At 55.0% G+C, this 23,471-nt stretch carries 22 protein-coding genes; 3 read left to right on the forward strand and 19 right to left on the reverse strand.

The window, feature by feature from the left end; all coding sequences use genetic code 11:
* Positions 1–28 precede the first annotated feature (28 nt).
* The 14 genes from argS to HMPREF0908_RS02295 form a co-directional block, all read right to left on the reverse strand.
* Entirely contained in the window at positions 29–1,687 is a 1,659-nt protein-coding gene (gene argS / locus HMPREF0908_RS02230) for an arginine--tRNA ligase (RefSeq protein ID WP_040572343.1), read from the reverse strand.
* Positions 1,665–2,135 (reverse strand): YwiB family protein, encoded by a 471-nt coding sequence (locus HMPREF0908_RS02235; protein ID WP_006689801.1) that lies wholly within the window; start codon positions 2,133–2,135, stop codon positions 1,665–1,667. The genes argS and HMPREF0908_RS02235 overlap by 23 nt, the downstream gene beginning before the upstream one ends.
* A 78-nt stretch (positions 2,136–2,213) precedes the next feature.
* Positions 2,214–2,678: a chemotaxis protein CheX gene (locus tag HMPREF0908_RS02240; RefSeq protein ID WP_006689802.1), complete on the reverse strand. Its 465-nt coding sequence runs from the start codon at positions 2,676–2,678 to the stop codon at positions 2,214–2,216.
* A gap of 3 nt (positions 2,679–2,681) precedes the next feature.
* Positions 2,682–3,545, reverse strand: coding sequence for a response regulator (locus HMPREF0908_RS02245; RefSeq protein WP_006689803.1), 864 nt, complete (start codon positions 3,543–3,545; stop codon positions 2,682–2,684).
* A 65-nt stretch (positions 3,546–3,610) separates the two neighbouring features.
* Positions 3,611–3,976 carry a VOC family protein gene (locus HMPREF0908_RS02250; protein WP_006689804.1) on the reverse strand — a complete coding sequence of 122 codons (366 nt, stop codon included), beginning with the start codon at positions 3,974–3,976 and terminating at the stop codon, positions 3,611–3,613.
* 105 nt (positions 3,977–4,081) lie between these two features.
* Positions 4,082–5,554 (reverse strand): sodium/proline symporter PutP, encoded by a 1,473-nt coding sequence (putP, locus tag HMPREF0908_RS02255; RefSeq protein ID WP_040572344.1) that lies wholly within the window; start codon positions 5,552–5,554, stop codon positions 4,082–4,084.
* Positions 5,555–5,732: 178 nt separating this feature from the next.
* Positions 5,733–5,894, reverse strand: a complete 162-nt coding sequence (locus HMPREF0908_RS02260) for a rubredoxin (RefSeq protein WP_006689806.1) — start codon at positions 5,892–5,894, stop codon at positions 5,733–5,735.
* Between the two features lie 127 nt (positions 5,895–6,021).
* On the reverse strand, positions 6,022–6,789 hold the full coding sequence (locus HMPREF0908_RS02265; protein ID WP_006689807.1) for a response regulator transcription factor: 768 nt from the start codon (positions 6,787–6,789) through the stop codon (positions 6,022–6,024).
* Positions 6,782–8,476, reverse strand: a complete 1,695-nt coding sequence (locus HMPREF0908_RS02270) for a sensor histidine kinase (protein ID WP_006689808.1) — start codon at positions 8,474–8,476, stop codon at positions 6,782–6,784. Before HMPREF0908_RS02270 ends, HMPREF0908_RS02265 begins: the two co-directional genes overlap by 8 nt.
* A 252-nt stretch (positions 8,477–8,728) precedes the next feature.
* Entirely contained in the window at positions 8,729–9,742 is a 1,014-nt protein-coding gene (locus HMPREF0908_RS02275) for an extracellular solute-binding protein (RefSeq protein ID WP_006689809.1), read from the reverse strand.
* A gap of 361 nt (positions 9,743–10,103) precedes the next feature.
* Entirely contained in the window at positions 10,104–11,933 is a 1,830-nt protein-coding gene (gene uvrC, locus HMPREF0908_RS02280; protein ID WP_006689810.1) for an excinuclease ABC subunit UvrC, read from the reverse strand.
* Position 11,934: 1 nt separating this feature from the next.
* The gene (locus HMPREF0908_RS02285) at positions 11,935–13,602 is read right to left on the reverse strand and encodes a 2-isopropylmalate synthase (protein ID WP_040572493.1); all 1,668 of its coding nucleotides are present in this window, start codon (positions 13,600–13,602) and stop codon (positions 11,935–11,937) included.
* A gap of 36 nt (positions 13,603–13,638) precedes the next feature.
* Positions 13,639–14,547, reverse strand: a complete 909-nt coding sequence (locus HMPREF0908_RS02290; RefSeq protein ID WP_040572345.1) for a DUF2156 domain-containing protein — start codon at positions 14,545–14,547, stop codon at positions 13,639–13,641.
* Positions 14,548–14,630: 83 nt separating this feature from the next.
* Positions 14,631–15,596 carry a type I phosphomannose isomerase catalytic subunit gene (locus HMPREF0908_RS02295; RefSeq protein ID WP_006689813.1) on the reverse strand — a complete coding sequence of 322 codons (966 nt, stop codon included), beginning with the start codon at positions 15,594–15,596 and terminating at the stop codon, positions 14,631–14,633.
* A 206-nt stretch (positions 15,597–15,802) separates the two neighbouring features.
* Between HMPREF0908_RS02295 and uraA the strand changes: the two genes are divergently transcribed.
* Positions 15,803–17,062, forward strand: coding sequence for a uracil permease (gene uraA / locus HMPREF0908_RS02300; protein WP_040572346.1), 1,260 nt, complete (start codon positions 15,803–15,805; stop codon positions 17,060–17,062).
* Positions 17,059–17,943 carry an RluA family pseudouridine synthase gene (locus HMPREF0908_RS02305; protein ID WP_006689815.1) on the forward strand — a complete coding sequence of 295 codons (885 nt, stop codon included), beginning with the start codon at positions 17,059–17,061 and terminating at the stop codon, positions 17,941–17,943. Before uraA ends, HMPREF0908_RS02305 begins: the two co-directional genes overlap by 4 nt.
* Positions 17,944–18,010: 67 nt before the next feature.
* On the opposite strand, the gene HMPREF0908_RS02310 is transcribed toward HMPREF0908_RS02305, so the two are convergent.
* The 4 genes from HMPREF0908_RS02310 to HMPREF0908_RS02325 form a co-directional block, all read right to left on the reverse strand.
* Entirely contained in the window at positions 18,011–18,781 is a 771-nt protein-coding gene (locus HMPREF0908_RS02310) for a basic amino acid ABC transporter substrate-binding protein (protein ID WP_006689816.1), read from the reverse strand.
* Positions 18,782–18,929: 148 nt separating this feature from the next.
* On the reverse strand, positions 18,930–19,226 hold the full coding sequence (locus tag HMPREF0908_RS02315; RefSeq protein WP_006689817.1) for a zinc-ribbon domain containing protein: 297 nt from the start codon (positions 19,224–19,226) through the stop codon (positions 18,930–18,932).
* 244 nt (positions 19,227–19,470) lie between these two features.
* Complete coding sequence (locus HMPREF0908_RS02320) at positions 19,471–20,163, reverse strand: response regulator transcription factor (protein WP_006689818.1); 693 nt, start codon at positions 20,161–20,163, stop codon at positions 19,471–19,473.
* Complete coding sequence (locus HMPREF0908_RS02325; protein WP_006689819.1) at positions 20,135–21,649, reverse strand: HAMP domain-containing sensor histidine kinase; 1,515 nt, start codon at positions 21,647–21,649, stop codon at positions 20,135–20,137. The genes HMPREF0908_RS02320 and HMPREF0908_RS02325 overlap by 29 nt, the downstream gene beginning before the upstream one ends.
* Positions 21,650–21,815: 166 nt before the next feature.
* Between HMPREF0908_RS02325 and HMPREF0908_RS02330 the strand changes: the two genes are divergently transcribed.
* Positions 21,816–22,397, forward strand: a complete 582-nt coding sequence (locus tag HMPREF0908_RS02330; RefSeq protein ID WP_006689820.1) for a hypothetical protein — start codon at positions 21,816–21,818, stop codon at positions 22,395–22,397.
* A gap of 77 nt (positions 22,398–22,474) precedes the next feature.
* Here the strand turns inward: HMPREF0908_RS02330 and HMPREF0908_RS02335 are convergent, their stop codons facing one another.
* Positions 22,475–23,401 (reverse strand): DUF1848 domain-containing protein, encoded by a 927-nt coding sequence (locus tag HMPREF0908_RS02335; RefSeq protein ID WP_006689821.1) that lies wholly within the window; start codon positions 23,399–23,401, stop codon positions 22,475–22,477.
* Positions 23,402–23,471: the final 70 nt, after the last annotated feature.

Consider the following 23,471-nt stretch of genomic DNA (forward strand, 5'->3'; position numbering starts at 1 on the left):
GATAAACTCCTTTCACACCAGCGTCATATTACATCTTCTCCGGAGCTGAGACGCCCAGGATACCAAGACTGTGACGAATCACGTGCCCTGTCGCAAGCACAAGAGAAAGTCGCGCCGCTGCAAGAACGGGCTCCTGTCCGACAATGCGGCATTTGTTGTAAAACGAATGGAACGCTGCAGCAAGCTCATGGCTGTACCGTGCAATACGCTGCGGGGCAAGTTCCGATGCTGCGCGCTCAATCTCCTCTGGATATGCCCCCAGCTTCTTGATGAGGGCTATCTCCGTCTCATCTGTCAGGACATCCAGTTTCTCTCCTTCGGCAGGGTCAATTCTCATCTCGGCCGCTTGACGGAAAATGCTCGAGATGCGCGCATGTGCGTACTGGATGTAGTACACAGGGTTCTCATTCGATTTCTTTTTCGCGAGGTCAAGATCAAAATCGAGCTGACTGTCGAGAGAGCGCATCAGGAAGAAATATCGTGCCGCATCAACGCCGACCTCCTCCATCAGCTCCCGCAGGGTAACCGTCTCGCCCGTACGCTTGCTCAGCTTGACAACCTCGCCGTCCCGATAGAGGCTCACCATCTGGAGAAGCAGCACCGTCAGCTGCTTTGAATCGTGCCCAAGCGCTTCCATCGCTGCCTTCACACGGGCAACATAGCCATGATGATCTGCCCCCCAGATATTGACGAGCCGGCCGAAGCCGCGTGCATACTTATTATCGTGATAGGCAATGTCCGCTGCGAGATACGTCGGCACACCGTTATCGCGGAAAATCACGCGATCCTTATCGTCCCCGTAATCCGTTGAGCGCAGCCACACTGCACCATCCTTCTCGTAGGCTGTGCCGCGTTCCAGCAGCACATCAACAACGCGTTGCACCGCCTCCGGATGAAGCGTGCGCTCACTGAACCAGCGATCGAATGTCACCCTAAAATCCGCCAGATCTTCTCTCAGAACCGCGAGCTTCTCTTTATAGGCAATATCCTTGAACTTCTCCAACCGCTCCTCTTCGGACAAGGCGAGATAGCGATCCCCATCCCGGTCAATGATGCGCTGTGCTGTATCGATGATGTCCGCACCGTGATAGCCGTTCTCTGGAAATACAATCTTCTGTCCGAGTCGTTCAAGATAGCGCGCATTCACCGATATGGCAAGCAGATCCATTTGCTTCCCCGCATCGTTGACATAATATTCACTCTGGACCTCATAGCCTGCCGTACGCAGCAGCTTCACCAGTGCCGAGCCAACCGCCGCACCGCGTCCATGTCCGACGTGGAGGGGCCCCGTCGGATTCGCACTGACGTACTCTACCTGTATCGGAGGCAGATCTTTCGGCGGAAGCGCGCCATAGTTCTCCCCTGTACGGAGAATGTCGCGCAGCGTATCTGCAATCACATCTTTCTTGAGATAGAAATTAAGAAAGCCGGGACCCGCCACCTCTGCATGATCAAGCCATGAGCCCGTGATGTGAGTCCCCAGAATCTCCGCGATCTTCTTCGGAGGTTGATGAAAAATACGTGCCGACTGCATGGCGAAATTTGTTGCAAAATCGCCAAGTTCCTTGTTCGGCGGTTCCTCCAGAAGAATGGGCGGAAGCGTACCGCCCTCCGAAAGTTCTCCCGCTGACACCGCCGCTTTTACGGCATTGATGAGCGCCTGCTCAATCTGCTGTTTGATATCCACCTTGATTTGGTCTCCTTTGCATTGGCTCAATTCGTATCTCAAGGGTATTGTCACTCTGGCGCATACCGTCAACATAGAGTGTATAAAAAATATATGCCTCCTCCACCCCATTGGAGAGCGTGCGTACACGCAGGCGGCGCGTCAATGTAGAGAGCGAGAACCGCCCATAGGGTGTTCGGTAGTCTCCGTGCCGTTCCTGCCCCGGCACAAAACTCTGTGTACAGCGCACAACGCCGCGCCGCTGCAGGCGCACTTCCTCCGTATTGATGCGCAGAATGGTCGGCACCGTCGCTCCTTCAATCAGCTCAGCATCGTCATAGCTTACATAGCGGCTCTCTCCACGCAAAAAACGCCGTCCCATAACGGACAGCGTAATACGGCTCTCCTCACCCGCAGCATCTACCTGTCTTCCTCTAAAAAAGACACGCACCTGCTCTGCACCCTTCATCGAACAACCCCTCCGATAAAAAGTGTTCTGCGCAGCGAAAGCATGACAGAAAGCTGCATATCTGTCATCCCTTCGATACTAAACCTGGTCAACAGCGATATCCAGCTCGACAAGTTTCCCGCTCAGATCCATGGAAACGACGAGATATTGTCCATCGCAGACCTTTACTTCGAAGTCGGCACCAACCGTCAGCGAAGGAGTCGAAATATCAACATCCAGCTCCAGTGCCGTGATGTTCGTTGCCGTATGTGCCGTCAGCATATTACTGAGCTCCGAGATTGCACTCTGCGCCATCTCGTCAAACGACTCAACCGGCATCCCCATCATCATCTGGGAGGCAATGAACTTCGCCGTATCTTCGCTCATATTGTAAACCACATTCCCACGAATCTGCTTCGTAAAGCCGACCAGCATGGACACGCCGTGGCTTTTAACCCGGCTCGACGCCGCATAGAGCTTTGTGCGCGTCGGTTCTGGAAACCCCAGCATCGGCATGACCGTTGTAAAGGCATCCACAAAAGGATTGATCAGTTTTGCGTCCATCGATTACTCTCCTTCTGCAAAGCCCACATTCATCTGGACCGTCCCTATCGGCAGCTGTATGCTGATACAGAACGTCGTCATGCGGGGACTCACAATATGCACTTTTGTCCCACAGATCGTTCCTGGAGGAGTCAAGCGCAGTTCCTTCCCGTCCAGCACATTGTTGATCTTCGAAACGGCCCGGCCTGCAATGATGTTTGCAGCTTCTTCCACTGCATCCACTGCCTCATTTTCACCAAGTTCCTCCACCGTGGAGCGCCCGAGCATATGCATAGTAAAAAGGCGTACTACCGGCTCTTCTGCATAGAGAATGACACGACCAGTGGTATACCCCGTGATCCCAATGATGACAGCGGCACCATTCACATCAAGCGTACGCGGCACATAAGGTGTGATTTCCGTTTCGCCCTCCATCTTAAGAAGGCCGGCCGTTCCCTGCTGAAGTGCCCGTGCAAATGGCTTTGCATAAAGTTCACGGAAAGCAGCCTCCCTGCTTTCCGTTCCGTGTGCGATCAGATGCAGCGTATCCACCAGATCATGCTTCGACACCGGTTTTTGAAGGAATGCACGTACCCCAACTGCCTTGCCCTGGGTGATAAGCTTCAAATCCTTCATTGCACTGATCATTAGAATCCGTGCATCTGCATTCTGTATAAGGATACGTCTGCTGCACTCCAGCCCGTTGGTGTCCGGCAAATTCATATCCATTGTCACGAGATCTGGCTGCATCTCTGTATAGAGCTTCAGTGCCTCTGCTGCATCGCCAGCCATCCCACAGATCTCGAAATCCGTCTCCCTTAGGTTCTCAGCAAGCATCACGCGGCTGATCTTGGAGTCATCCACGATCAGCACCCGCAATTTTCCCATTCAAGCGCCCCCTCTGCTGTGAACAATCGGCTTGGAATATATTATACACAAAAAAGAACCGTTCGTCACATGTTTTTTGGGAGAACTTCAATCCAATAACCATCCGGATCCTCTACAAAGTAAATTCCCATCCCTGCGTTTTCATAGCAGATGATTCCCATCTCCGTATGTCTTTCATGTGCCGCTTTGTAGTCATCCGCATGAAGTGCCAGATGGAACTCTTTTTCCCCAAGATTATAGGGGTCCTTGCGTTCATGCAGATACGTCAGCTCCAGTTCAAAGTCCGTCGTGCCATCCGTCAGGTAAACGAGGGTAAAGCCCTCCGCCTCCAGACGGCGCTTCTCCCGAAAGCCAAATGCCATCTCATAAAACGCCATGCTGCGTTCCAGATCAAGTACGTTGAAATTCACATGTGTAAAGGTAAACGCCATAATATCCTCCCCATCGTCGTAAGCACCAAGAGGCGCAGGCTGAATATCAGCACTTCTTCTATATCGGCAAATTCCGTCATCATCATAAGAGCATCGCGCCGTTCTCTACTGCCGATTCACACGGTCAAAGAGCTCCGTCACGGCCACAGGCGGCTCTGCATCCATCCAACTCACAAGGCAGACGGCGAGAAGTGCCAGCAGAAAGCCCGGGACGATTTCATAGAGGCCGAAGAAGGCAAACTGCTTCCAGACGAGCACGGTCATGCCGCCCGTCACAATGCCTGCGAGCACACCACGTGCCGTCGTCCGCCGCCAAAAGAGGCACAGAAGAAGCGCAGGGCCAAAAGCGGCGCCGAAGCCTGCCCATGCGTATGCCACCATATCGAGGATAAAATTGTCCGGGCTGAGTCCGAGGTAGATTGCCGCCGCCGCAATGACAAGAACGGACAGGCGGCTTACCCAGACCAGTTCCCCCTGCTGTGCCGCAGGGCGGAAGCTGCGCCGATAGATATCCTGTGCGAATGCCGAAGCCGCGACCAGGAGCTGTGCCGATGCCGTACTCATAATCGCCGCCAGCACCGCCGCCAAGATCAGTCCTGCGACGATTGGCGGAAAGAGCTTGCCCGCCATCGTGAGGAACACAGTCTCTGCAGCCGTACCCAGCAGCGGAACCTCAAGATATACCGCTCCCACCATGCCGACGAGAATCGCCGCCGAGAGGGAAATCACTACCCACGACATGGCAATGCGTGTCGCCTGAGGGAGCTCATCTGCATGGCGGATCGCCATAAAGCGCACAAGGATATGCGGCTGTCCAAAGTAGCCAAGCCCCCACCCCATCAGCGAAATGAACTCGATGACCCCCAGCGTGCTGCCGTCCGCTTTCATTAATGGTGAGAAAAATGCGGGGTGCTGCGTATAGATCAGATCCGCCGTTGCCGTGAATCCTCCCAACATCAGTGCTGCTCCCACGGGTACCACAAGGATGGCAAAAAACATCATTGCGCCCTGAATAAAATCTGTGCGTGACACGGCGAGAAATCCGCCGACCAGTGTATAGAACACGACAACCGCCGCACCGAGCAGCAGTGCTGTCAAATACGGGAGCTGAAAGATCATCTCAAAGAGACGCCCTGCCGCCACAAAGCCTGACGAGGTATAAAGAATAAAAAAGATAAGAATAAAGATCGCCGGAACAACGCGCAGTGCGCCCGAATGGGCAAAAAAACGATTTTCAAAGAAATCCGGCAAAGTCAGGGAGTTCTGTGCCAGCTCCGTATAGACACGCAGACGCGCCGCGACAAACTGCCAATTTGCCCATGTCCCAAGCGCAAGACCGAGCGCAATCCACCCGGCATTGAGCCCTGCCACATAGGCGAAGCCGGGCAGCCCCATCAGCATCCACCCCGACATATCTGATGCTTCGGCACTCATTGATGTCACCCAGGCGCCAAGCTTCCGATTGCCGAGGAAGTAGTCACTCATATTGCGTGTCCGCCGATAATAGTAGACACCAATCCCCATCATTATGAGCATATAGACGAGAAAAATGGCACTGATCTCAATTCGCTCTGCCAACAACAAATCTCCTAACTGCACAAAAGAAGCACCGATAAAATCTCCGCAGTCCGTGCTTCTCAAAATATCCAGTTCATTATACGGGATTTCGGAAGGAAAAGCAAAATATTTCCCAGCCCTTCTGCTCTGTCATACAAAAAGCCCCGCGCACGCGCGGGGCAAGAGCAGAAGTATCCTGTCACTCCTGCTGCTCAAACATGCTCTTATCCACCCCACAGAGAGGGCAGACAAAATCCTCCGGCAAATCATCGAACGCTACACCGGGAGCGAGATCGTAGTCTGCATCCCCTTTCGCCTCGTCATACACCCAGCCGCACACTGTGCAAACCCACGTCTTCATAAGAACTCCTCCTCATATATAATACACCGATAATCATTGATGATATTGGCTGCGTATCTACTAACCAATAACTATTATTATATTATAGCATCTTTCCCTTTTTGTCTATAGGGAGAAAGAAAAAATTTTACGAGTTTTTTCCGTAGCGATACTCTGTCGGCTTCATGCCCATGTGCTTTTGAAAGATCTTGCTGAAATACCGCGTGTCCTGATAGCCGCAGGCGGCAGCAACGGCATAAACCTTTGCATCACTCTCACGCAGCAGATGCCCCGCCCGGCGCAGACGGCACTCCGTCAAATAAGAGCTGAACGATGTTCCGCAGCGGGAAAAGAGCTTGTGCAGATAGCTGACGCTCAGCCCCAGCTCGTCGGCGACCTCACGTACCGTGATCGGTTCTGCTATATGTTCCTCCATGTGGCGCATGGCATGCAGGAGATACCCGCGCACAGGCTCTTCCTTGGGCAGAGCAATGTTCCCGCACATATCCTCCCTTTGATCAGGATGAATGTTTTCCGTACGGCGCCCCATGATATGCCCCGCAGCAAGCTTCATTGCGGCAGCCAGCTCTTCGTCATCCAACGGCTTAAGAAGATACGCACACACCCCGAGAGAAATGGCCCGTTGGGCATATTCAAACTCACTGTATCCGGACAGGATGATATACTCCGCATCCAGTTCACCGCGCAGACGGGAAATGACTTCCAGCCCCGTCAGCCCCGGCATCTTGATGTCCACAATCAGTATGTCGGGGCGGTGTTCCCGCGCCATGAGGATCCCCTCCATGCCGCTGCCGGCAGCGCCGACGACCTCAGCGCCAAAATCCTTCCACGGGGTCAGCTGCACAATGCCCTGTCGCTGCATTGGTTCATCATCAATGACAAGCACCTTAATCATCGCACGGAGCCTCCTTCATGTACTTCAACGTAAGCCGCACCTCAGTCCCCTTCTTCTCCACGCTGGAGAGATCAATGCCGCAGTCTGCATCTCCATTTAAAGCAGCGCGCATATGGACGTTATAGAGGCCGAAGTGATTGTCGTCCTTCCGCGCAAGCACTTCCCGCCGTCGCTCGTCAGACATTCCCTGACCATCATCTTTCACCACAAAAATGACATGACTGCCATCTTGCCGCCCCGTGACAGCGATGTGTCCACCGCGCTCCACACTCTCAATGCCGTGTTGTATCGCATTCTCAACGAGTGGCTGAAGGATTAGCTTTGGCACATAGCTTCCTGCAATTCCCGGCTCCACATTTATCGCCACCATCAGACGTCCCTCAAAGCGCCGCTGCTGGATTTTCAAATAAGTTCGCAAAAATGCCAATTCTTCTGCCACTGTGACAAACTCCTTCATAGCCATTGAAGCACGCAGAAGCTTTCCAAGCTGTACCGCAGTATCTGCAGCCCCCTCTGCATCACCGAGTTTGGCGCTCCACTTAATGAGATTCAGGGTATTATACATAAAATGCGGGCGAATCATCTCCGTCAGCGACTTGACCTCTGCCATGCGCAACCGCCGTTCACGCGCGCGGTTCTCCGCCAGAAGTATCCGTATATGCTCGACAAGGCTGTTGAACGTACGTGCCAGCTCGCCAATCTCATCGTGTCGCCGCGCATCCAGTTGTGTACAGAAATCGTCCGAGGTACGCACCCGCCGCATTGCTGTTGTCAGCGTGTGGAGCGGACGCCAGAGCCGGCGGCTGAGCTGCCATGTCAGATATGCCGTTACCGCCAGAGCAGCACCATCTACGGCGAGAACGAGGCGAAAGAGTTCATCCACCGGCGCAGCATCCATACGCTGACGCAGATGAACGGCAATCCCAGTTGCCGCTGAGGTGTACACATAGTCACGAAATACAGATGCTGATGTTTCCTCCTCTGCCGCAGGAGAAAAAAGTGCAGAAAATCCCTCACGGTGATGATCGAGCATATCCATCATCACGTAATGATGACGGTCCGTTAGGATGATCTGTCCCTCGTTGCCGTCCTGAACGCGCTGAATAAGCGGAACAAGAGCCTCACGGTGCACATCGACAACAACAACGCCGAGGAGTTTTCCGTCGTGTCTCAGTGCATGTGCCATCGAGAACACGGTATCCTGCTGATCTGGAGCAGAACGATCTGCCGCCAAAAGGGCCCAGTGATCCTCCGCCGTCGCCCTGCCAATCACTCCCCAATAAAGATTTTCCGGCAAACGATATGCACGTGGTACATCATCCGTGGCAACAGCACGCCTCCCATCCGCGGGGAGCAAATAGACGGCCGCCTCGCCGGAGCGTCCGGAGAGTGCTCCGTAAAGATCTGCATAGAGGTGAGCCAGATCCGTCTGCATGCCCTCCATATAGTCAAAGACCTCATCTCTGACAAGAAGAGGCATCATCAGTCGCTGATAGCCGAGGACGAGATGATCTATCTCACGTGAGATGCGCTGTACCTCTGCACGCCCTGCCTTAGCCTGCGTATCCTCATAGGCACGATCCGCAGCATAAAGGATAATCGCTGAGGCGATCAAAAGAGGAAAGAGCCCGCCCAGAAGGAGGTATGCGAACAAGCGCTTTTGATAGCTGATCGAATACCACTTCATTGGTGCAATCCACCTCGTTCAAAATCGGAGAATCATTCTATAAAATATCCGTCATAAAGAATCGCTCTATTCCTCAATCTTCAGACTATAAAGAAAGAATAAAGACAAATTCTTTCTCTGTCAAGTGAAAATTATCAATTCGTATATATTTTTATTGTGCTCCATTAAAAAAGACAAAGGAAAAACCGCCACGCAATGTGACGGTCTTGGAAGGGGAAAATATGGGAATGGGGGATGGGGGGAAATGGGGATTTATTTGATAACCGCAGCACGCCATTTGCTGAGAAATTCATCTCTGAAGGCGACGGCACGCCGGGCATCAAACCGTGTGCAACGAATCTCCGCCAGCGGCAGGAGATTCGGCGGTGCCGATACATCGGCACGCGCAGAACGTCGTTCATAGACGCCGAGGCGTTCATGAACTTGACGGCTCATAACAAAATTAAGAAATTTCTTTGCATTCTCCATATGCGGAGCATTCTTGATGACCGCTATTCCTGTGGAAGAAACACGCGTCCCTTCCTGTGGATAAACGATCTGTATATGTGCACCGGCAGCTCTGTACTTCAGTACCGCCTGCTCAGGAGTCGCAGTAACCATGTACGCTCCATCGGCGAGCGCCTTGATCTGCTCCGCCGATGTAGACGTGACGCGTCCATCCAACTGATCTGCCATACGGGAGATCACAGCAGAATCACCGCCAAGCACATCCATCATCGTAATGAGGACATCATAGGAAGAAATTGACTTCGTCGGGTCAGCAAGAGCAATATGCCCACGAAACTGAGGATTGAGAAGATCGCTCCATCCTGCAGGTGCATGCTCTGCATCAACAAGATCCGTATTGTAAGCAATTACATAGGGATCCATCGTCATAGAGCAGAATGCGGCACCCTCGCAGGAAAAATTCCCGCGCAGCGCATCCTTTTCCGGGTACTCATACCGTTCCAGATAGGATGCAAGGAATATGTAGGTATCCTCCATACCGCCCCACAGCACATCTCCACGCGGATTCTCCTGTTCCGTACGGACACGTGTCATGAGTGCATCGGACGAATCACTCACCAGCCTGACTTGAATGCCTGTCTCCTCTTGAAACTCCTTTGCAATGGGCGCTGTCCAATCCTCCGTGCCGCAGTTATAGACAACGACAAGGTTTTCATCATCCGCAGGATCCTGCCGAACAGTACCGCATCCGACGAGGATGAAATTCACGCCAAGGAGGAGTGCCGCACACAATATCTGCATACGTTGAAAGATGAGCATCGTGCGACACCTCCTAAATGAGATGTCATCAATTTCAAATCTTTTTGATAATTCTACAATAATCAGAACTGCAATTCAATCGTACAGTCCATCATTTTGGTGTGATAATCCTATCTTGATAATTCGCAACCATTCAAAACACACTGGCGATTACTGCATGTTCTCTGCGGTCCTTTGTTTCACGAGTCTCTGTTTTTCCGTACCTGATCGATGAGGTCTGCATTGTCCTCATCAGCCATATCCATAGTCCCCCCTATGATTTAAGGATGACAGCCATGGCATCAAGATCATCTTCCCCTACGCCGTTATTTCCTATCAGAATGCAGCGGAAGGTTTCCCGTTTATCGTTGGGGTAAACAGTCTACTGTTTCCCTCGCAATTCCTGCTGTGCGTCAAAGAAATGGCGTACTGCCTCCGCAGAAGTGCGATTCATGCCGGGGGCGGCAGCGAGTTCCTCCACGGATGCCTCCTTGATTTTTTCCAGCGATCCGAAGTGGGTGCGCAGGCTTTGCCGCCGTTTTGGACCAATACCGACAATGTGGTCGAGGACGGAGACGAGATTGCGCTTGCCGCGCAGTTTGCGATGAAAGGTGATGGCGAAACGATGCGCTTCATCACGGATGCGCTGGATGAGATAAAGTGCCTGACTGCGGCGCGGCAGTTCAACAGGATCTGGATTTCCCTCTGTAAAGACCAGCTCAAACTGTTTTGCAAGCCCGACAACAGGGACATCCTTATGCCCTGCTGCATGGCGGATGATTTCGAGGGCCGAGGAGAGCTGTCCCTTGCCGCCGTCAATGATGATGAGGTCGGGCAGTTTCTCCTCAGCCAGTCCTACATAGCGGCGTGTCGTCACCTCGCGCATGGAGAGAAAGTCGTCTGGCTTGCCCTCCGTGCTGCGGATCTTAAAGCGGCGGTAATCCGATTTTTTCGGAGCACCATCCTCAAAGACGACCATCGACGCAACGGTCTCCTGCCCCTGATTATGCGAGATATCAAAACACTCCATACGGCGCGGCGGATGCTTCAGTCCAAGATACCGCCCGAGTTCCTCCACGGCACCAAGCGTCTGCTCATCCATAAGGCTGCGCCGCGTCTCCTCATCTGAAAGAAATTTTTCCGCGTTTCCGGTCGCCATCTGCACAATATCGTGCTTCGTGCCGCGCTGCGGAGAGAGGAGCGCGACCTTGCCCCCCCCCTTGCGCGCAGCAAGCCACGACTCAATAGTCGCACGTGCCGTATCATCGATGTCCTGCGGCAGGAGGACCTCACGCGGTACAAAGGTCGCCTGATTGTAGTACTGTTCCAAAAAGGCACGCAGGATGTCCGCATTGGTCTCCTCCTCGCTGCCGCGCAGGAGAAAGTGTTCTCGGCCGATCATCTTGCCGCCGCGGATGAAGAAGATCTGCACACAGACGCCCGCCGCCGAGCGCGCCATGCCAATCGCATCCTGATCGCCTGCCCCCGTTACGATGTTCTGCCGCTCTGCCGCCGTACGCACAGCACTGAGCTGATCGCGGAGGCGCGCCGCTGTCTCAAAGTGATATGCCTCCGCTGCCGCGTGCATCCGCTGCTCCAGCTCACCCTCTACATCATCCGTCCGTCCTTCAAGAAAGAGCAGTGCAGCGCGGATCATCGCACGGTAGTCCTCCTCCCCCACCTTGCCGACGCAGGGGGCGAGGCATCGCTTGATGTGGTACTCAAGGCAAGGACGCTGGGGCATCGTGCGGCACGTACGCAGAGGAAAAAGACGCCGCAGGAGCTTCAAGCTGTCCCGCAGCGCCGTCACATTCGTATAGGGGCCGAAGTAGCGCGCGCCGTCACGCAGCACACGCCGCGTGATAAAGACGCGCGGAAATTCCTCCTGCACCGTCACCTTGACATAGGGGTAACTCTTATCGTCCTTCAGCCGTATATTATAACGCGGCCGATGTTTCTTGATCAGGTTCGCCTCAAGGATCAGCGACTCCACTTCGTTCGCCGTCATGATCGTCTCAAAGTCAGCGATATGCGAGACCATTGCGCGCACCTTTGGCGTGTGGTTTCGGCTGCTCTGAAAATACTGCCGAACACGGTTTTTGAGGACAATTGCCTTGCCCACATAGATGATTTTTCCGTGATCGTCCTTCATAATGTAGACCCCCGGACTGTCCGGCAGCAGCTTCAGTTTCTCTGCAACAATATCGGTCACATCAGTGCCCTGCCTTCATGCGGTTGATCGCGGAGAAGAGGGCCAAAATTGACGAGGTGATAATATCCGTATCCAACCCCGCTCCCCAGTATACGCTGCCATCTCCGCCCGTAATGCTGATATAGGAGATTGCACGGGAACTCTGCCCCAGCTCCAAGGCATGCTCACTGTACGTCAGGTTCGTATAGGAAAGGTGCAGATTCTCCTGCATCGCATTTGATACGGCATCAAGACGGCCGTTGCCGTGTGCCTCATAGGTACGATCCTCGCCGTCCACCCGCAGATGCACGTCGCCGCGCCGCGTGCCGTCCGGCTGCTTGTTCAGGCAGAAATCTGAAAGCTCGTAGGGAAATACAACATTGACATAAGTGTCCATGAACACCTTGTAGATCTCGTCCGGCTGCAGTTCCTTGTGTCCAGCGTCGGAGACAGCCTTGACGCGGTAGCTGAGATCTTCGCGCATCTTCTTCGGCATGTCGATGCCATACTGCTGCTCCATAATGTAGCCGACGCCGCCGCGCCCCGACTGACTGTTGATGCGGATGACATCACCGTCGTAGGTGCGCCCAATATCCTTCGGGTCGATGTAGAGATACGGCAGGCACCAATGCTCCGGCTTCTTTTCCGCCCAGTAATGCATGCCCTTCGCGATGGCATCCTGATGCGAGCCGGAGAATGCGGCAAAGACAAGCGAACCGGAGTATGGTTGCCGCGGATTGACCTGCATCCGCGTCACCTTCTCATAGACCTCGACGAGATGCGGCAGATTGGAAAAGTCCAGCTGTGGGTCAACGCCGAGGGCAAACATATTCATCCCCACCGTGATGATATCCACGTTGCCCGTGCGTTCCCCATTGCCAAACAGCGTTCCCTCAACGCGATCCGCCCCCGCCAAGAGGCCCATCTCCGTATCCGATACGCCGCAGCCGCGGTCATTGTGTGGATGGAGAGAGAGAACAACGGCATCACGGTACTTCAGATGATCGTTCATATAGGCGATCTGCATCCCGTAGACATGCGGCATCGACATTTGCACCGTCGAGGGCAGATTGATGATCGCCTTGCGGTCGGGCGTCGGCTGCCACACGTCGAGCACAGCGTTGCAGACCTCAAGGGCATATTCCGGCTCCGTGCCCGTAAAGCTCTCGGGCGAGTACTCAAAGCGATACGTCGCACCTGACTCCTCTGTCAGTTCCTTGAGGAGTTTTGCTCCGTCCACGGCGATCTTCAGGATCTCCTCCTTCGAGCGCGCGAAAACCTGCTCACGCTGTGCCGCCGAGGTGGGATTATAGACGTGGACGATAGCGTTCTTCACACCGCGCAGGGCATCGAACGTCTTGCGGATGATGTGCTCGCGCGCCTGTGTCAAGACCTGCACGGTCACATCGTCGGGGATGAGATCGTCCTCGACCAGGCGGCGCAGGAACTCATACTCCGTATCCGATGCCGCAGGGAAACCGACCTCGATCTCCTTGAACCCAACATGCACAAGGAGGTCAAAGAACGCAAGCTTCTCATCGAGGCTCATCGGGACGATAAGTGCCTGATTGCCGTCGCGCAAATCAACCGAGCACCAGATTGGTGCATGATCCGGTGCATCCTTTTTCAGCCAGTCCATGCGGATCTCCGGCGGCATAAAATAGCCCTTGGTGTACTTCTCGTAGTTCATCATGATCGTTTCCCCCGCATCCATATATTTCATCCATCAGCGCAGCCGCGCATTAAACTTCTCGATCAGCTTCTCTGGCTTGTATGACTCCTTCGCCTTGCGCAGCCCCTCGATGCCCATATCCTCCTCGCGGTTGATGTAGGTGAGATGACTCCATGCGTGCTCCACAAACCCCTGATTGATGGCAGGATACGCGCCGCGCACCTCTGGATCCGCCTTTTCCACATGGATGACTGCCGTATCCGTATTGAGCTGCTCCCCGAAGGTAAAGGCAACAATGCGTCCGCCCAGACGAATTGCTCCTCCCTGCAGACCGAAGTAGTCAAAGTCGTTCAGCACTTCGAGAATCGCCGTACGCTCATAGTCGATGAAGGGGTCGATTGTACCGTCCTCACGGATATGCTGCTTGTACCAACTATTCAGCTCCAGCTTGCACTGTGTGACGACGTCCTCCGTGATCGGCAGGTACTCCGCCTCGGGATGCTCCTTGCGGAATGCATTCAGATGGTTCTTCTTCGAGTGCAGCCTGCGCCCCGCGAGACTGATGAGTTTGTCCGAGAGATATACATAGTCATAGTTGTCGCGGTCGGCGACCACCTCGAAATCCGCGCAGGCGCAGCCGCGCAGGAAATCCGCGTAGCCGCGTTCCATATCGTAGATGTGGAATGGCTGCTCAATCTCCTCAAAGTAGGCGAGGATCTTCTTGGTCGCCTTAGGATAGCGGGCAGGATCGCAAAACGGCTGCAGCGCCGAAATGATCCCCTTCCACTCGCTTACTACATAGAGCACATCGTCCTCCTCGGCAATATGCACGAAGAACGGCGCACGCCACATATAAAGGTTGGTAAAGTTAAAATGCGAGTTTTCATAGTAATTCGCATGAAAATAACGGTCTAACAGCGGTTTATCTTCTTTTTTTAATGTTCGGAAGTCAATCATCCGCATCCTCCTCATGAATTTATCGTGTATCCATTATAACAAAGCCGTCAAGTACAGTGAAAGCCTTCCGTGTACGGTATTCACAGTGGTCACACCTTGCTGAGGATCAGCTCCCCCGCCCCGCGCAGGGTATATCGTCCAAAGTTCGCAGGAACAAAGACGCTCTCCCCCTTGGCGGCAGAGAGTTCTCCGTCTGCCCACGTCAGTGCAAATCCCCCCGCAAGGATCGTCAGGCAGTGGAATGAGTCTGTCTCCGCCTCACAAGTACAACAATGGCCGATGCGCAGATGATAGGCGGTAAAGTACGGGCATGCAGCGAGCAGACGCACCTCTGCGCCCGTAAAGGCATCCGCCGCAGGAAGCTGCTCCGCACGTGCAGAGACGGGAATAAGCGAAGTCACATCGAGGGCCTTGTCGATATGGAGCCCGCGCGGTTTTCCATCTGCTCCGACTCGCCCGTAATCATAGACACGATACGTTGCATTGGAGCTCTGCTGTATCTCACAGATGAGCAGCCCTTTGCCGATCGCGTGGAGCGTGCCTGCGGGGATGAAGAACGCATCCCCTTTCTTGGCCGGTACGTGATGCACAACTTCAAGGAGGGTATTGTCCCTGATGCGTTGCCGAAATTCACCCTTTGAAATCTTGTGGGCAAAACCATAGAGGATCTCCGCCCCTGGTGCTGCGTCCACGACATACCACAACTCCGTCTTGCCGTACTCTCCTTCCACACGCAGGGCATATTCGTCACTCGGATGCACCTGCACAGAGAGATTGTCATGCGCATCGATCAGCTTGATGAGCAGTGGGAAATATGGGAACTGCGCCGCCCGTGTGCCGAGTACCTCCGCACCCTCGTGCGCAAGCCACGACTCAAGCGTCTCTCCTGCTGATGCACCGCTTGCAATCACGCTCTTTCCGTCGCGGTGACAGGCGAGCTCCCAGCTCTCGGCCACCTTCGGCAGTTCCGTGTGCTTGCCGTACTCGTCCCGCAGGCGCGTGCCGCCCCAAAGATAGTCCTTCAGCGGAGCAGTCAGTTTCATCGGCTCATGCATCGGCAATTCCTCCTTGTTTTTCTAACATCTTATCGAAACCCTCTGAAATCTTCAAGGAAAAGATTTCGCTGTCCGTCGATTCCCTGAATTTCCCCGTAACCCCCTTACTCCTTCAAAAGTCCCGATTGTCCCTCACCTGCGTCTATGATATGATAAGAATCGCCGCCGCCCCACAGAGGGGCGATATATCTAAACGGGGTGATTTCATGTCTCAAACAAAGATCGACACCAACGAGCGCCCGCCGCTCCAACGAACCATTCCTCTCTCCCTGCAGCACCTCTTCGCCATGTTCGGCTCGACGGTGCTCGTTCCCATCCTCTTCCATGTCAATCCCGCGACTGTGCTGCTCTTCAACGGCATTGGCACACTCTTCTACCTCATCCTATGCAAGGGAAAAATTCCTGCCTACCTTGGCTCGAGTTTTGCCTTTCTCTCCCCTGTTTTTATTGTTCTGTCCGAGTACAGCTATGAGGCGGCACTCGGCGGTTTTATCGTTGTCGGCATGGTTTTCTGTCTGGTCAGTCTGATCGTTCACACCATCGGCACAAGCTGGATCGATGTGATCTTCCCGCCCGCCTCGATGGGCGCAATCGTCTCCGTCATCGGGCTTGAGTTGATGCCGACAGCGGCAGGCATGGCAGGTCTGACGGCAGAGAACGTCGATCCTACGGTTGTCTTTGTCTCCATCGCGACACTCGCGATCACAATTTTCGCCTCCATGGCATTCCGCGGGTTCCTCTCCATCATCCCGATTCTCATTGGTGTCATCGCAGGCTATCTCATCGCCTATGCTGTCGGCATTGTCGATCTCTCGCACGTCACCGCTGCTCCGTGGCTTGCCCTCCCGACCATCTACACGCCGACCTTCGAGCTGAACGCCGTCCTCATCATCCTGCCTGCCGCCATCGTTGTTGTTGTCGAACACATTGGGCACCTCATCGTGACGGGCAACATCGTCGGACGCAACCTCGCCAAGGATCCGGGACTTGACCGTTCCCTGCTCGGCAACGGCATCTCGACCATCTTCTCCGGCTTCTTTGGCTCCACGCCGAACACCACCTACGGAGAGAACATCGGCGTCCTTGCCATCACAAAGGTCTACTCGACGTGGGTCATCGGCGGTGCAGCGATCTTCGCCATTCTGCTTTCCTGCCTCGGCAAACTCGCCGCACTCATCCAGAGCATCCCGACACCGGTCATGGGCGGTGTTTCCATGCTGCTCTTCGGCGTAATCGCCGCCTCAGGCATCCGCATCCTCGTCGAGGCAAAGGTGGACTACAACAATCCGATGAACCTTCTCCTAACCTCCATTGTCATGGGGATCGGCGTATCGACCGCCAGCATCACCATCGGCACGGTGACCCTGCGCGGTATGTCGCTTGCCACCGTTATTGCCATCATTCTATCCATCTCCTTCCGCATCATCCTCGCCCTGCGGCGCAAGGATGCCGCCGCGCAGAAATGACGGAGATACATGTTGCCCTGCCTGCCGGCGAAACATGTTCCGCAAAGGCATATCTCATGCACGTGCACGGTATCTCAGGCAGTCTGTGGAGGCGCATCAAACACCATGGTGCATTCACGCTGAACGGCATCCCTGCCGTTGCCGCACGCACAATGCTAAAGGACGGCGACTGGATCGCATACGATCTTCCTATTGTCAGCAGCGTCATTCCCGAGTCACTGCCGCTCTCGATCATCTACGAAGACGATGATCTGCTCGTCCTCGATAAGCCTGCAGGACAGCTCGTCCACCCGACAACAAAGGAAACGCACGGCACCATCGCGAACGCCGTGCGCGGATACTATGCCGCATGCGGCGTGCATCTCGACTTTCATCCCTGCCACCGTCTCGACCGCAACACGAGCGGCCTGCTCCTCATCGCAAAGCATCCCGAAGTGCAGTACCAAATTGCCCAGCAAAATACACTGAGACGAGAATATCTTGCCTTGATCGCGGGTTCACTCACTCCACCCGAAGGATGTATCGATGTACCGATTGCGCGTGCCCTGCCGAGCATCATCCTACGCTGTGTCAGTACAGAAGGAAAGTCGGCATGCACCCATTACGTGACGGTGCAGACGGACGGCAGATACAGCCTCCTGCGCCTGCAGCTCGACACAGGACGCACGCATCAGATTCGCGTCCACCTCGCTCATCTGGGCCATCCGCTTCTCGGTGACGATCTCTATGGCGGCACACGCGCGGAGATCGCACGTCATGCACTCCACTCCGCTCATCTCACCCTCGTACATCCGCGCACGAAGAAAATGCTTGCGCTCTCCGCCCTGCTCCCTGCAGATATGGCGCGGATTACAGCGGAGATTGACAATAATACAGCATAAAGAATGGGCTGCTGCACGAGGGATGGTTACCTCGTGCAGCAGCCCACTTTATGCCCGATGCGATTCCTTACTTATTCGCGCCGAACCACTTTTGATAGATCTTATCGTACTCGCCGTTATCATGCAGCTTCTTAAGTGCCGCATTGATCTTCTGCTGAAGCTCGGTGTTGTCCTTCGCCATAGCGATGCCATAGTCCTCAGCAGAGAGGCGGTCTGCGAGTGTCTTCACACCGGTTGCCTGTGACTGATTGATGTAGTAGTCATTGACCGGTCGATCGTTGATCACGGCATCTACGCCGCCTGCTTTCAGCTCCATGAAGCAGTCCGCCGGCGTATTCAGTTCGCTGACGGTGACGCCCTCCATCTCCTTTGCCATCTTGGCACCCGTCGTGCCGATCTGAGCGGCGACCTTATGCCCCTTCAGATCGCTGAACGACTTGATGTTCTCCTCATCGCTGCGCACAACCATCGTCAGGCCGGACTGATAGTAGGGATCAGAGAACGCGACCTTCTCCTTGCGCTCGTCGTTGATCGTCATACCGCTGATGATCACGTCGATGTTCTTCGCCTGCAGGGCAGGAATCAGACCGTCGAAGCCGATGTTCTGGATCTCTGCCTCGCTGCCCATCTCCTTGGCAACGGCACGGATGAGATCCATATCAAAGCCCTGATAGTCCTTCTGTCCCTCATCCTGGAACTCAAACGGGGCAAAGTCAATCGATGCGCCGACGCGGAGCTTGCTTGCCTGCTTCGCCTGATCGCCGCCTGCGCCGCATCCGAGCAGGGAAAGGCTCACGAGTGCACCCGTCAGCACGAGTGCCAATTTCTTCAGCTTCATGGGAAACCTCCTCAAAAGATAAAGGACACACAGATAAATCCAGCCGCATTATTTCCAATCCAACGGGCTGTTTTATCCGTGATTCCAAAAAACAAAGGGGGATGCCGCACCGTCTGTGCTGCTATCCCCCCATGAAATCTAAATCGTTTTAGAAACGTGCTGCGCGCTTTGCATTGAAGCAGTCGCGGCAGTAAACCGGACGATCCGTCTTCGGCTCGAACGGGACTTCCGTGTCCTTGCCGCACTCGGCGCAGACCACATGGAACATCTGACGCTCGCCATGATTCTGATCGTCACGGCTGCGGCGGCGCTTGTCGCGGCAGTCACGGCAGCGCGCCGGCTCGTTCTCAAAGCCTTTCTCTGCGTAGAACTCCTGCTCACCTGCGGTAAACACGAAGTCCTTGCCGCACTCTTTGCATACGAGGGTTTTGTCTTCAAAAGCCATTCTTCCACAATCTCCCTTGAAAAATAATTTTGACTCTCCATTCGCCGCACTCGGAAAGCGTTCACTGAGATTATGGTTCGGGCAAACACTGCATATATAAACAGTGCTTCACTCGTTCATTGAACGACGATCAGGACTTGAGGAACGGATTTCAACGCTCTGTATTATACAGGCATTTTTCATGAAGTGCAAGCATTTTTTATTGTCGTTCAGATGGTAGGGCTGTCATGCCTTCATCTCCCTTTTACATTCCATCATTAAAGCGGTACCCTGCCCCCCAGACCGTCTGCAGCCACTGCGGATGGGCAGGATCACGTTCCATCTTTTCGCGCAGCCGATTGATATGGACGGAGACGGTCGCCGTACTGCCCATGGCATCCAGCTCCCAGACGCGGTCATACAGCGTCTCCTTGCTGAAGACGACCTGCGGATGCTGCGCGAGAAAGAGCAGAAGATCAAACTCGCGTGCTGCAAGAATCACCTCGTTTCCCCCAAGAAATACGCGCCGCGTCTGCGGCTGAATCTCAAGCGCGCCAAAACGCAGGACAGCCGCATCTCCTGCACTGCCTTTGAGGCGCTCATAACGCGCAAGATGTGCCTTGACGCGTGCCGCCAGCTCACTCGGACTGAACGGTTTGATGATATAATCATCCGCCCCCAGTCCGAGTGCGCGTATTTTATCGACATCCTCAAGACGCGCCGAGACCATGAGGATGGGGATATCGTATGCTTTCCGAACATCACGGCAAATGGCAAATCCATCCGCCCCCGGCAGCATCACATCCAGCAAAAGCAGATCATAGTCCCCCGTCATGGCGAGGCGCTTCCCCGCATCGCCGTCCGCGGAAATATCGACGGCGAAGCCATCTGCTTCCAGATAGTCACGCTCCAGCTCGGCAATAGCAGCGTCATCCTCGACCAGCAGTATCTTCTTCATGCGTGTCCTCCTTTTTCTGAATTGGCAGCAGCAGGACGATGCGCAGCCCTCCCATAGGGGATTCCTCTGCCCGCACACTGCCGCCGAACGTCGTCATCATCCGGCGCACGATCGCCAGTCCCAGCCCGCTGCCGTCAGCGACATGGGTACGCGCTGCATCCGTGCGGTAAAAGAGGTCAAACAGCCGCTCCCGTTCCTTCTCGCGCACGCCAACGCCGTCGTCGTCACAGCGGATGGAGAGAAAATCTCCCTCATGAGAAAGCGACATACAGACGTGCGCTCGTTCCCCGCGGCGGTACTTCCCGCTGTTTTCCCATAGATTTTCGAGCACGCGGGCGAATGCACTGCGGTCAATGCGAATGTATGTCTGCTCCCTGTCTTCTTCCATCGACAGCTCAATGCCCCGCTCGCGAAAGTCCGCCGCATGTGCATCAACAAACGCATTGAGCCATGTCTGCGCCTCAACGACCTCCCATGTAAGCGGCACCTCGCCTGTCCCCGTGCGCAAAAAAGAGCGCAGCTGTGTGGTCAGCCCCTCCATCGTCACCGCCGCACGGGCGATGCGCTCAGCATAGGCGCGCTGCTTCTCCGGCGTCGCAGCGATCCCGTCGATCAGGCCGCTCGCATATCCCTTGACGGCGGTCAGCGGCGTTGCGATGTCATGGAGTACACCGATGAGGAATTCCCGCCGCCGTGCCTCCTCCTGTTCCTCCCGCAGGCGTGCGCGCCGCAGATCGCTGCGCATGGCATCAAAAGCGCGGCAGGTCGCCCCCACCTCATCACTGCCCATCGGAGGCATGGCATGGTCGAAATCACCATGCTGCATGGCAGCAGAGGCATCACGTATCGCAGCAAGCGGTGCAAGAATCTGCGCCGAAAGGAGGCGGGCAAGATAACGCCCGAGCAGTAAAATCCCTGCCGAGGTGATGACGATGAAGAAAATAAACACAGCGTTGATCACCGTCTCCCGCATCGGCGGCGAAATGCGCATCTCATCGTGATGCCGCATCATAGGAACAGCGCCTGCCCCCATGAAAACAATGCCGCTGCGGTCCCCCTCATAGCGAAAAAAAAGTCCCGCATCGTTCCATGTCAGTGCGGAGCCGCGCGCCCCGCATTCACGCATGACCGCATACCGAATGTCATCGGCATCTGCCCCATCGGTCAGATAGAGGAGACCATCCTGCACGATAGAGACGCGGACGCCTGCCGACTCCAGCAGATGAACGTCACGCTCAACATGATTCCATTTGAACTGCTTCCTCTCTGCGGCAGCACGCAGAGAACTCAGTGCAAAGGGTACAGAGAGATTTGTCCCCTTCTCCGGCCAGAGCAGTTCAAGTGCCTGCTGCTGCAGCGTTCCTGCATGGCGCAGTCCGCCAAGAAGCGCCGCACCGATGGCGACAAGGACGCAGATCGGTATGACGACCATCAGCGCATTGGTCAACAGGAGCTTTATTTTCAGCGACAAATCACGCAGGTGCATATCGACACCTCACTTTCATGATGCCATTATAATGGATTCAGAAGAAAAAATCCGCGCTGTCCGTCGATTTTTGAAAAAGTTTTACGCGTGTTTACACTTTGTTTAACTTTCTCCGATAGGATGTACCTGTCAGCAAAAATGTGACGAACAAAAGGAGGATTTCATCATGGAAGCACAGAAAATCAAAGAACAGGTCAAGGGCGTATTCAGTCCCGCACATCTGAAGAAGGCAGCAGCTCTCGCTGTTCTCGTCGGCGTCGCCACCGCCGGCACAGCCTACTTCCACTATCAGCAGGCCGAGGCACAATCCCTCATGAAGCGGCAGGCTCGCTCGGAAATGATCGCTGCTCAGGCAGCACAGCGAAACATTGTTCTGCTCGATGAGGACAAGGTGCGGTCGATTGCCGCCGACTCCATCGGAAAATCCGAGGCAGAGCTGACCTTCCGCCCACTCGAACTGAAGCTGAACGATCACGACGGCGATCGTGACCACGACCGCAAAGGGCACAAGAAGGGGAAGCACGGAAATCGGGACCACAGAGGACAACAGGCACAGTCCGCACCTGCTGCAGCGGCGCAGGACGCAGCGGCACCTGCCGTGCCTGCTGATCCTGCCGCACAGACAGACTTCCGCCCATTCTACAAGGTGAAATGCACGGCAAACAACATCACCTACAAGCTCCGCATCGACGCCGTGACCGGCGCACTCCTCGCGAGTGACGCTGATACAGACGACCATATTTTCTAAACAATAGAGGAATCGCATCAACGGGAGAGTCATGCACAGACCAATCGTCTCGCATGGCTCTCCCGTTTTTATATCCGCTAAAATAAATTCTCCTGCCGTTCGAGCCAGCTTTCCTGCCGCGCCTCATGGATACGGTCACCCTCCTCCGCATGGCCGATGAGAAAGGGGGATGCGGGATCGTGAGCGAGACGGCTGCGGCGCACACGTGCAGGATGCCTATTGGCGTAGCAGTAGCGGCAGAGATGCGGGCAGCTGTCGTATGCGCCGATGTCCGCGCCAAGATAGCAGCGACACTCCCTGCGCTGGGGCTGATAGCGCGGGAAGTGAATGCGCCGCCCAAGTGCCCGCTCATAGATGCGAGGGGTCATGCAGCCGCCCGTATCCGCCCCGTATAGAGCGAGTGCATCACCGCCGCCGCACGGATAGACGGTCATACCGCACCGCCGTGCCGTCTCAATGATAAATGCACCGAGCTCCATGCGCTCTGCGTGCGTGACATCACGTCCCTCGGGAAAGTTGCGGCGCGTCTTGGCATAGCGCGTGAGAAAGCTGATGACGACCACCTCCGTCTGCCCCGCCAGCTGCTCTGCCATCGCGGCAAACATTGTTCTGTGCCACGCCAGCGTATGATGTTCGTCAAGGATGATCGGATCGTAGCGCCACCCGACGGCGCGCGTTCCGAGAGCAGCCGAGAGCTGATGAAATGAACGCACAACTTCCTCCCATGGCGGAACATGGGGCTCAATATCCCTGCCATAGGGCGTGATGGTGACGTACCAGAACTGCCCGAACGGTGCGAGGAGATCCATATAGGGGAGCATCGGTGCGGGATTCTTCGTACAGAAGCCGATGAGGTCAACCACGCGCGGATCAAGGCGATAGCGCGTCACCTGCTGTGTGTCATAGGGATTACGGACACAGACCTCGCCCGCACGCAGCCGATTCGCCAGCCACGGCGCATAGAACGCCGGAATATCCGTACGCATGCCCGTGTTGAGTATCATCGTTCATCCCCCCTTTTTCACAGAATAACACGAATGGAAGGAAAAGGAAAATCCCCGGCTGCAGAAGCAG

The sequence above is a fragment of the Centipeda flueggei ATCC 43531 genome (assembly GCF_000160695.1).
GTDB lineage: Bacteria > Bacillota > Negativicutes > Selenomonadales > Selenomonadaceae > Centipeda > Centipeda flueggei.